This is a genomic window from Ligilactobacillus pabuli (assembly GCF_022836475.1).
In the GTDB taxonomy this organism is placed as follows: domain Bacteria; phylum Bacillota; class Bacilli; order Lactobacillales; family Lactobacillaceae; genus Ligilactobacillus; species Ligilactobacillus pabuli.
The window spans coordinates 1-10,259 of record NZ_BQXH01000033.1 but is presented as its reverse complement, the minus strand read 5'-3'; the positions used below and the strand labels follow the sequence as shown (position 1 = coordinate 10,259).

10 protein-coding genes and 2 pseudogenes are annotated in these 10,259 nt (G+C 37.3%); all 12 read right to left on the bottom strand.

The window, feature by feature from the left end; genetic code table 11:
- Positions 1–464 (bottom strand): annotated as a pseudogene (locus LPAF129_RS10655) (type IV secretory system conjugative DNA transfer family protein); the annotation flags it as partial.
- A 21-nt stretch (positions 465–485) separates the two neighbouring features.
- Positions 486–1,256, bottom strand: coding sequence for a replication initiation protein (locus LPAF129_RS10650; protein ID WP_244057028.1), 771 nt, complete (start codon positions 1,254–1,256; stop codon positions 486–488).
- Positions 1,257–1,924: 668 nt separating this feature from the next.
- Positions 1,925–2,116: a hypothetical protein gene (locus LPAF129_RS10645; RefSeq protein WP_244057026.1), complete on the bottom strand. Its 192-nt coding sequence runs from the start codon at positions 2,114–2,116 to the stop codon at positions 1,925–1,927.
- A gap of 18 nt (positions 2,117–2,134) precedes the next feature.
- Complete coding sequence (locus LPAF129_RS10640; protein WP_244057023.1) at positions 2,135–2,320, bottom strand: hypothetical protein; 186 nt, start codon at positions 2,318–2,320, stop codon at positions 2,135–2,137.
- 210 nt (positions 2,321–2,530) lie between these two features.
- The gene (locus tag LPAF129_RS10635; protein WP_244057022.1) at positions 2,531–3,691 is read right to left on the bottom strand and encodes a relaxase/mobilization nuclease domain-containing protein; all 1,161 of its coding nucleotides are present in this window, start codon (positions 3,689–3,691) and stop codon (positions 2,531–2,533) included.
- A complete protein-coding gene (locus LPAF129_RS10630) occupies positions 3,673–4,026 on the bottom strand; it encodes a MobC family plasmid mobilization relaxosome protein (RefSeq protein WP_244057019.1) in 354 nt (117 codons plus the stop codon). Before LPAF129_RS10630 ends, LPAF129_RS10635 begins: the two co-directional genes overlap by 19 nt.
- A 683-nt stretch (positions 4,027–4,709) precedes the next feature.
- Positions 4,710–5,267 carry a recombinase family protein gene (locus LPAF129_RS10625; protein WP_244057016.1) on the bottom strand — a complete coding sequence of 186 codons (558 nt, stop codon included), beginning with the start codon at positions 5,265–5,267 and terminating at the stop codon, positions 4,710–4,712.
- A 128-nt stretch (positions 5,268–5,395) separates the two neighbouring features.
- Entirely contained in the window at positions 5,396–5,539 is a 144-nt protein-coding gene (locus LPAF129_RS10620) for a hypothetical protein (RefSeq protein ID WP_244057014.1), read from the bottom strand.
- 284 nt (positions 5,540–5,823) lie between these two features.
- On the bottom strand, positions 5,824–8,199 hold the full coding sequence (locus LPAF129_RS10615; RefSeq protein WP_244057011.1) for an N-6 DNA methylase: 2,376 nt from the start codon (positions 8,197–8,199) through the stop codon (positions 5,824–5,826).
- Positions 8,200–8,303: 104 nt separating this feature from the next.
- Positions 8,304–8,456 (bottom strand): annotated as a pseudogene (locus LPAF129_RS10610) (filamentation induced by cAMP protein fic); the annotation flags it as partial.
- A 15-nt stretch (positions 8,457–8,471) separates the two neighbouring features.
- The gene (locus tag LPAF129_RS10605) at positions 8,472–9,005 is read right to left on the bottom strand and encodes a DUF536 domain-containing protein (protein ID WP_244057009.1); all 534 of its coding nucleotides are present in this window, start codon (positions 9,003–9,005) and stop codon (positions 8,472–8,474) included.
- 86 nt (positions 9,006–9,091) lie between these two features.
- On the bottom strand, positions 9,092–10,259 hold a 1,168-nt coding region (locus LPAF129_RS10600), incomplete at its 5' end, for a type IV secretory system conjugative DNA transfer family protein (protein ID WP_244057007.1).

The window sequence follows — 10,259 nt, the reverse complement described above, 5'->3', positions numbered from 1 at the left end:
TTACCTTCCATAGATGCAGGCTTGGCAACAAGCTGATTACCTTTTTTACCAAATACAACCCCGCTATTACTTAATAAACCACCCTTTTTAAGAGTATTTTTATCAAGAAAGAAAGCTTTTCCTAAGTCTCCAGAAACTAAAGATGTTTTTTGTGGAAAGAGGCAAGCTATCCAGCTAATTGCTAAATAAGCCAAAAAAATCATGCTAGCTTTTTCGTTAATATACCAAAGAGGCATGGCTAACAAAAAAGTGAAACCTCCAGTTATAAAGACAATAAAAAAAGCTAAGCCATTGCTTTTAAAGGCTGTAAAAACTGTACTACGGATAAAATAATGGATTGGGAAAATAATTGCTCGGAAAGAAAAAACTTTATGATCAGTATGACCACCAGATTGTTTTGCATTACGTACACGTAAATAGATTAACCAAACGATTAATACGGCAAAAATTATCAAATCAGTCATTAAATCCCCCCCTTATTTATATTAAAAGAGCCGATTACGAATAAAGTTGTTGTGAATTTCCACTTGAACCACTGAACGACCACGGCGCGCTTGAAATAAAGACAAGTCCATATCCTCAATTTCAAGATTAATTTCTTCAATAGCTGGGTTTAAAATTTTATCTTTTAAACGTCCGTACGTATAGCTTTCGGGAGCCCCTAACCATGTTTTCCATTCTTGAGGGGTTCCTTGAACAATCGCAATCTTACTACCATTGTCCTTATCCGCTTCACGCATGAGTTTATAAAGCATAATGGAATACTTACTTTTAAGCTTGACCGTATCAACTAAATAATATTGGGTATAGTGTCCTTTATCCTTTAGTTTCAATAAAAACGGAGCAAAACGTTCATTGATTTTAAGTTTTACTTTGCCGTTCTCCCAAAGATCAACAACTTCAAACCAGCCAGTCATAGTAATACGGCGTTCTTTTTCACTATAAATACGAATGCTTTTTGCGCGCATATCATCTAAATTCTGCGCTAATTGTGAATACGTCCGTCCACTGCGTTTTAAGTCCAAAACATTTGATAACTCATACATTGACGTCTGTATAACATTGAAATGCTCATCATCAGGTTTAATTTTAGAAATAACATAGTCCATAATCTTTAATTCACGCGCATTTAAATCATGACGGGCTTTCGTAATTAAATCATTATGTTCAGCAACTTGAAAATATTGTTGTTGTTCAAAATCTTCTTCGTTGAAGTTTCGATCATTTTTCCATAAATAGCTACGCACATCGGCCATCAATATTCTCCTTTCTTATCACCAAATAATTTTCGTTTAGTACACTATAACAAATAAATGCCCCTAAATAAAGTTTTTTTATTTTTTTGGTGTTGAGTCGTGTGCTTTTTGGTGTTGAGTCGTGTGCTTTTTGGTGTTGAGTCGTGTGCTTTTTGGTGTTGAGTCGTGTGCTTTTTGGGGTTCTATTAGTGCTATAAACGTTGATGTAAAGCCATTCCGTCTTTCCTAAGTATTTAGAATTATAAAAGAATTATAATATAAATTAGGTACGCGCGTAGAGTTGTGTTTGCGCCCTCAATATAGAAAAATCAAACACCAAACACAACTAAGGAGTGAGAGACAAGCTCTCACATTTTTCTTCATTCGCTTCGCTCATTGCGCAGTCGCCTAAAGGCTCCTTTGCTAAAAACAAAAAGGTGTGACGCAAGCGCCACATTAAAAAGACCTTGGGCGCTGTCGCCCCAAACCCCGACCAAGCTGAAGCCAGCTTGATCGCTATGACTTCGCCGCCAGTCGGGCTCGGGAAAGCAAAGGTTTGCTTTCCAGTGCATCAGGCTTTTCAGTTGAGTAGAGTTAGTCAACTCCTTAAAGCCTCAAAAAGGGGCTAACTGCTAAAGCAGTAAGCCCCTCTAATTCGATTTACCGTTGACTAACAGCTAGGTAGAATTCTATTTCAAGTTTTCCTTAGCAAATTCAGTTGAACAATCATGTAAAGATTTTAAAACATCTGCCCACTCTGCCAAATATTCTTGATAATCGGCTTGATTAAATTTTTTCGCTTGAGCATTGAAATTTACGTTGTTTAATTCCACCAAATAGTTCGTTATCCTATCCGCAAAATATTCTTTTCTCGTTGCCACTTTTATTCACTCCCTGCTTTAAATCACAAATTTTTTTTCGTTAATAATTTGTTCCTGACGCTTATCTAAAACATACGTGTGTAGGGCATCAAAAAGTTTCCGTTTATCAGGGTCAGGGTTATGCAGGGCTTGTTCCCAAAGGCCTTGAATATCAACCGTCCAAGGGTCAACTAACAATTGTTCAATCTGCTCGACTTCTTTCATTTCTTTAAACCCTCCCAATCGTCCTTATTTCGTATTCTAAGCCATTTCAGTACACCTTTGATGTTTTATATCCTTTAAGCAAAAAAATGTGTTAAAAGCCAAAATACAATCCCTGAGAGCAAACCAGTCGGGATAACCGCGTACAGATAATTTTTAATTTCATACCAGCTCATATTTTTATGTGTTCGGTCAATTTCAGTAGACAAACGATTAGCGACTTGGTCCATAGTCTTTTGAACGGTCTGGTTTATGCTGTCGCTTAAGATTTTCAGGGTATCGTTGTTGCTCTTTTGCGCGCTGTTTATCTGCTTGAGTTCGGCGATTGTTTGTTGATTGACGGTCATTGTTTGCTCGTTGAACTGTTTTTGCGCGTTTTTGAGCGTCACGACTAATTGTTCTTTGCTGGTCTTGTTGTTGCTTTCTAAATTGTTCAAGGTCGTCTGAAAGGCTTGATTGACGTGTTGGCTGGTTTGTTCGATTTGTTGGAGCTGTTCGGTCAACTCGATTTGTTGTTTGCTCTGAAGTTGAATTTGTGTGCCTTGATAGTTTCTGATTTCTTTCAAAGTTTGATTGAGTGCTGTTAATTCGGTTTGTATCTGGTTTTCTGGTATCTCTTTGGTCTCTGGTACGTCTTTCCAACTCATGATAAATTTCCCCCTTTTCGTAAGCTGTGCCGAGTTTCTTTCCTCTGGCTTTATAATTCGTGCCTGTGAGCTGGTAGGTAAGGTCTTTGCCTCGTTCCCAGACATCTATTGCTTTTTGCTTTAAATCGTCTCTAAACGTCTGAAAATCGCGTACAAGCTGATTAGACATGGTACTATCAACTGCTTGTCTGATTTGGTCTTTCCAAGTCGGTTGTCCGCGGTCTTGCATTTTAATTTCTGCCATAGACCGTTTTTCGTACCGTTCAGGGTCAACTTGGGTTACTGCTAGACCATGTTCTTGCACAATTTCGTCAGTGTTATGGACTAATTTTTCACGATATTCTTGCCAGTTTCCATGCATTTTCTTGCCAGTTTCCAAGTCAATTGCCCCAATGACAGCGTGAATATGTAAGGCGTCCGTATCAGCATGTTCATATAGCGCCACCTGTTGATTAGGATAAGTCTTTTGATACACTTCTTTGGCAATATCGAGAGCTTTTTTCTGGTCGATTTCGTTTTTAGGGTCAAATTCCTTTGGACTAAACGAAATACGACTAGCATAGGCTTGTGTTTTACCTTGATTACCGTACACTTCACGGACTTGTTTAAATTGACTTTTAGCATAGTTCACATCAAGGTTTAGTCCGTCCTTTAAGACCGCACGTTTTTCGGCATAATTGACAAGCCGTGACGCACTTGCAGACCGCTTTATGTGAGTTGTTGCCATATCTTTGCCACCTCACTTTGAAGTTCCTGCAATGCTTGGGCGGGGACGTTGCCCCCCTGATTGGCGTGTTTTGCTAATTGGTTGAGATTACCCCCAATTTTTGCTAATTGACGGGCTAACTCTTGCGCTTCTTTTGCGCCAATCTTAGGGGCAACGATCCGCGCCCCCTGTGCCTTCTTTTTGACAAAAGCAGGCACGGACATATTTAAAGTTTTCGCAGATTGCGAAAGCTTTAAATAGTCCTGCTCGCTCACTCTAAAATTGATTTGCCGACTGTCTTTCCGATTGGGTTGTTTATCGGATAGATAGATAGCCATATTGTGTTGTTCGCTCACAACCCCCACCCCCTTTGTTTTGCCTTTCAGGCAAGTGAATTGATTGATTAAGCTCGTGAAACCCTAAGGGTTTCTACTCACATAATAAATCAATTCACGGGGTTTGGCAAGCAACCCACATGCTAGCCACTTACGTGTCTGATGTGGTGCTTGCAAAGGGGACGCTAGCGCTCGCCCCTTGACCCCCTAGCTACGCAAACTCATGGCAAAATGACTAGCTATATGCTAGCCACTTTTTACCAATCGTTGCGTATGCCATTTGCTGATTTATTCCGCAAATGGCGTCTACCCGACGGGGGCTGTCTGCCGAATTGTTTTGCATAATAAGCATGATTTCATCAAGACAAATTTTGCACTTGACGCATGCTTTCAGCAGGATCCTTTCAGGCAGACCATTTCATGGAGAGTTCTCCCCGAACAGGGCAAGTTAAGCGAACTTGAGCGCAAAAAAATAAGCGTATAATGCTTATTTTTAAAAACAAAGTCCATATTCATTTGCTTATTGAAACTAAATCGAAAGGCTCTTAGCAAATTTAAACACATCTCTCAATACTTTTTCTAAGTAGCGTGATGCTGTTAATTCTTGTGCTTCTTCTTTATATGGCATAATGGATCAATCCTTCTATGTTGTATTTAGTACAATTGTAATTATAACTGTAACTATAATTAAAATTGTAACTTTTTTAAATGCTTTTAAAACGGCGTTGCTGGGTTCTAACACTAATCCCTGTCTTGCGTTCAATCATCTTATAAGTCATACCTTGCTGACGCAATTCATACGCAAATTTAATTTGTTCATCTGTGTACGTCTTGGGGCGTCCCTCATGGAAATTGGGATCGTTTTTCTTGGCATATAATTTGCCCTCTTGGGTTCGGGTCACAATCATATCTCGCTCAAATTGTGCAAAGGCGCTGAAAATCGTAAAAATCAACTGTCCTGTAGGGGTGTTGTCAATCGTTCCCATGTTCAAAATCTGCACTTTAATGTTCTGGGCAAATAACTGTTGAATAATTTCTAAGGCTTCTTTGGTGTTTCTGGCGAAACGATCAAGCTTGGTAATGATTAACGTGTCGCCTGGGGTTAGCTTTGTCAGTAATAAATTGAACTGGGGGCGCTGGGTCGTTGTGCCTGTAAACTTTTCTTGGTAAATGATTTCTGCGCCTGCTTGCTTTAAACGGTCAATTTGATTGGCTAGTTTTTGGTCTGGGGTACTTACTCGTGCGTAGCCGTATTTAGTCATAAAAATACCTCTTTTTCTTACTTGATTTATGTCACTAGGTTATGGCACTTGCTAACGCCTTTTATTATAAGGCATAAAAAAAGAAGCCACAACTTATCAGTTGTGGCCTGAATGTAAAGCTTTAACTATTATATTCGACTTTCGTACATGCCATCGTATACTTCTGCCTTAACAACATCTATATCTGTACCGCCGTTATCAACATATTTCAAAATGTTCCATAAAGAATTATGCAAATGTTCAACCTCAATCACTAATTCTTTTTTACTCATGCTACTGTATTGACTATTCTCATCTAAGTTGTGTTCATCATACTACTTTTCAAATAAGCCCATTTTTATCCCCTCAATATTTTATAAAATCATACTATATAAATATTGATTTAAAAAGGGCGTTTCACATTTAATTCATATACACTTATCCATTGAACGGGTTAAAATGACTTTAGAATGCATTTCTCAAACGTCAAAAAACAAAAAGCACCTAGAAATGGGTGCTTTTTGTTTTTAGTTATGATCGGTGGGCGGCTAGTTGTTTGCCATATAACATAAGCGCATTATCCTAAATCTCCAAATAATTCTGAATAAGATTTCCAAAAATTTGTTCTGCTTTTATACATTTTTTCCATTTCTGAATCGAGTTCTTTGAGGGAGCTGGGATTAGATATGTCTATATGGATATTTTTCCAACGGTCTCCTATGTTTGGTAATGTTGTGTCCATAAGTACCAAATCGTTAAGTTGTCTTCTCACATCAGAAGAATTTAAAATTCCGAGCATATTAAAGGGCGTAATATTCAAATCGTTTTCTAAAACACGTAAAACTAAAATTTCTCGTGTCAAAATCGAATTTAAATCCTTTGGATATAGAATACCGACATCACCGATTCTATAGCTTCCACGTCTAACAAAAACTATGTCTTTTTCTTTGAGAGCTTTATTGGTAGAAAATAATCGATCATATTCAGATTTAGGAATATCATCTAGTCGGTTATGAGCAACTTCAAGATTTACAATGTCTTTTACACGTACGTAAGGGTATTCTCCGAGTCCTTTAAGATATCCTTTTGGAGATCCATGACCGTCGAAATATGTTAGGACTTTTTTATTTATTAAATCACCAATTGTAATTGAATTTTTTGTTTGTATTTCTGATATAAAGTACGGACGTGCAACAAGTAGATCTCTATCAATAACCTCCGCGCTATCTAATAGTTTTATATACTTACTATCGGTTATGCCTGTTGAAAGTTCATTAATTATGTTAGGAATATCATCCGCAATAGTCGTTGTAAATTGGAAGCTATCTTGATCTAACGTGTATTTTTCTTTGCCTAAATGATCGTGTCCAATTTCTGAAACTTTGATTGCTGTTATACTAGACTGTTGTTTTTGGTTCTTTCTAAGAAAAATAATATCTGTTTTAGCATTATTATACGGCCTAAAGGTATCATGTGGTAAATCAACTATGTGTGTAATATTGTGTTTAAAGAATAATTTTTTTCGTATTTCTTTTTTTGTTGGGGCATGGAATATTGTTTCTGGTAGGATTACTCCTAATAGACCACCATCTTTTAAATGTTCCAAAGATTTTTCTATAAATGCTAATTCAATGGAGTCTGCAAATTCAAAATACTTTTTTGTATCCGCTGCAACCTTTACGTCCTTACCAAAAGGAGGATTTGTAAGTACAATATCAAATTGCTTGTTTTGAATTTTAGCAGAAGTGTTTTTCCCCCAATGGGGTTCATCTAGGGAGTCCTCGACAAATAATCCGGCTCGTCCATCACCCAGAACAGCCATATATGCTTTTGCAATTTTGGAAAGAAATGCATCTTTTTCAATTCCAAATAGATTGTTTCCAGCATACTGTTGTTGTAAGTCATTAATGGCTCCAGGCGCTAACTTAGTATCAGATAATTTATTCCAGACATGAAACATACTACCAATTAAAAATCCTGATGTTCCACTGGCTGGATCAAATACAGATGCATTCTTCTGCGGATTAGCTATAGAAACCATTAAATCCACAACGTTTTGCGGTGTAAAAAATTGACCTTGTGAACCTTTTGTTGCATAAGAAATTATGCTTTCAAACGCCTCGGAAATAACACTTCGTGGGGAACTAGAAAGTGAGTAACGTTGTAGCTGACTAACAACTTTCATCAAAGTTCGATTATCTATTTTGATACTATCATGTTCATCAAAAACATCGTCCCAACGTTGTCTTGCTTCATGTAGTAATTCATTGACTGCGTTGGCCGTCTTTTGGGGGTCATCATTAACAACTCTAAATTTTGCGTATTCTGACACAAGGTATTTTTCATCGTATAACTTAGCAATTATTAACATTGCAATTTGCTCAAGTATCTCTGAGTCTCTTGTTGTACCTTTAGCATTTGCAGCCATAAACCCGCGAAGCGTTTTAAAAACTGTTTTCAAATTATTAGTGGATTGGAGCTGATCACGCTTTATTTGTTCGTCAATATTTTGGAAGCCAAAAAGTGGTACATCTAAAACCTCTTCAATAATAATGTCTCCATTATTACTAAATCTTTTTCTAAAAAAAGCAATAGATTGACCGTCGTCTTGATCGCCGTTGTACCAAACTCCATATGACACATGTTGCTCAAATGCCATGTAATCCATCAATTGGTCCTTACCTGCGGAGTAATTTGGCTTTTTGGTTTCGACAAATATTTTTGGTTTCTTGTTTTTTTTATCCTCAGCTGAGTCAAAAATTGCTATGTCAGCTGGGACAGATCTCCGTACATCTGACGGACTTTTTTTTACTCCAAATTCTGTTTCCATAAGTTCTATAGGATATCCATAATCTTCATGAAAGCGTCGTAGCATTTCTTGTCTATTTGGTTCCTCAGGAGTTAAGTCGATTTCTTTGTTAGTTAAATAATCTACAATTTTTTGCTTTATCATTTTGCATCCCTATCCGATTGACCATTGCTTTGATATTTAAAATCTGACATTAGTTTTTTTCTTTATTTTCCCTTACATCTAAACCCTGAATAGCATGTTCATACGTCCATGATTGTTTGCGTCTGTGGCAAGGTTGTATTTACTCCTTCAAAGCGTGCGTTAGTATGCACTAATTTAGTAAAGTTTGAGCGTGTAAAGCGCCGATTTTCCTCGAGTGTAAATTGATATAAATCAGGATATTGTTGTGAGTTTGCCATTAAAATTCACTCCTTTTAGTTATCAAAAAGGCGCTTAAAAAAGCTCTTATTGGTGGCTTTTTTTTGATAATCATTATTTTCTTCTGACTCTTGTGTCTGTTCAGTACTTTTTTGCTTAGTTTGTGTTTGCTGCTTAACTTCCTGTGGTTCGTTTTGTTGTGTTAAAAGACGCTGGGTTGATAGGTTTAATTGTTGTTGTTGATCAATTAATTTTTGTGCCTCGTCAAGTTGTTTATCCTTGCTCTCCAGCTGCTTGGCTAACAAAGCATTTTGTTCTTTTAAGTTTTTAATATTGTCCTGCATAGTAGCAATAATTTGATCAGTATTATTATCTGTTTCGCTATGATGTTCATTGTGCTGGTCATGTTGCGATCGTTGTGCAACGTCATCGTTTGAATTGCTTGTCATGCCTTTTATAATGGTATTTTTCTGCGTTGCGTTAAACAATAATGTGCGTTCTTTTACATCAGTGTGCGCAATATTGTTTTTCTTTATATAACGATAAACATTGGATTTGTCTTTGCCGATTTCCTCTGCAATATCCTTCATAGAATAAACCCTCATGCTCAATTCCTCCTTCATTGCGAACAATGTTACCACAATAATGTGCGCAACGATGTTTTTATTTAAGCTCTTTAGTTTTCTACCATTGCTTTCATACGTGCATCTTTAAACCAAAAAGCTTTATCAACTTGTGCAACGCCTAGCTTGTAGGCGTATAAGACGGGCTGCTGTAAGGTAGCGAATTCTTCTGGGCGAATAAGTGGCACCGATTGTTGGTTATAGTTAGTTGAATGACCACCAAATAAGGCATCAACTGTACCCGTTGAACCACCACCATTATAGGATCTGCTTTTAATAACCGCTGTTTTACTTCCTGCACGGTCAGAAAAGTATTTTTGGCTCGTATTATCAAGGGCATTGTGTACGACAACATAATGCATATTATCCATAATCAGTTTACGCCCAGTTTCTTGGTAGTTCTTGTCTAATTGGGCTAATGACTGCAATAAAATCATCACGGACACGTTACGCGAGCGGAGTGTTGAAATAGCATCAGTAAAAGCAGACATATAGCCTAGTCGTGGAAATTCATCTAAAGCCATTAAAATATTTGGGGTAGCATGTTCAGGTCGTTTCGTTAAATAACGTGTGAATTGCGAAACAATCAATGATAAATAACGCTGATACACTTGTAGCTGACTTTCAGGTAAAACAAGATAAATCCAATTTTCTTCAATATCTTGTGGTGTAATACTTGCACCGTTTCCTGATAATTGGCGCAAAATAGGATCAGTTGCAAAAACTACCAGTGTATTGCGTAATTCGTTCATTAGGCTGGCTAATTGTTCCGTTTTGATACCAGCAACGGCGTTGATTAATATTCTAGTTTCTGACTTTTCACTAGCTGCTAAGTGTTGAATAATTTGATCTGCAGGATTTGCTGTTAACCATTCAGCAATTTCGCTAAATGATTTTTCGTTTTTAAATTCCCAACAAGCGCTCGCCAAAATATTCTGTGCACTTTCTTTAAAATACGGTTCTTTAATATCAGGGCTGATTGGAATAAGCGTTTGTGCCAGATCAACGACATCAGTATAACTTTCAATCACTGCCAAAGGATCATAGGCTAGTTGCGGATCAATAAAATTCAAGACTTTCTTATTGGGGTGTAAATGCCCCGTTTTAGTAAGTAGTTCTGGCTTAATATCCACCACAAAAGCATTACCAGAGTAAGTTAATAGCGTTGGAATAAGATTACTGGCCGTTTTCCCAGTTCCTGCGCCACCAAAAATTGCAATA

Excerpts from the sequence above, each read along its gene's own strand:
- LPAF129_RS10635 (WP_244057022.1), bottom strand. The coding sequence starts at position 3,691 with ATGGCAACAACTCACATAAAGCGGTCTGCAAGTGCGTCACGGCTTGTC.
- LPAF129_RS10620 (WP_244057014.1), bottom strand. The coding sequence starts at position 5,539 with ATGAGTAAAAAAGAATTAGTGATTGAGGTTGAACATTTGCATAATTCT.
- LPAF129_RS10605 (WP_244057009.1), bottom strand. The coding sequence starts at position 9,005 with ATGAAGGATATTGCAGAGGAAATCGGCAAAGACAAATCCAATGTTTAT.
- LPAF129_RS10640 (WP_244057023.1), bottom strand. The coding sequence starts at position 2,320 with ATGAAAGAAGTCGAGCAGATTGAACAATTGTTAGTTGACCCTTGGACG.
- LPAF129_RS10650 (WP_244057028.1), bottom strand. The coding sequence starts at position 1,256 with ATGGCCGATGTGCGTAGCTATTTATGGAAAAATGATCGAAACTTCAAC.
- LPAF129_RS10625 (WP_244057016.1), bottom strand. The coding sequence starts at position 5,267 with ATGACTAAATACGGCTACGCACGAGTAAGTACCCCAGACCAAAAACTA.
- LPAF129_RS10615 (WP_244057011.1), bottom strand. The coding sequence starts at position 8,199 with ATGATAAAGCAAAAAATTGTAGATTATTTAACTAACAAAGAAATCGAC.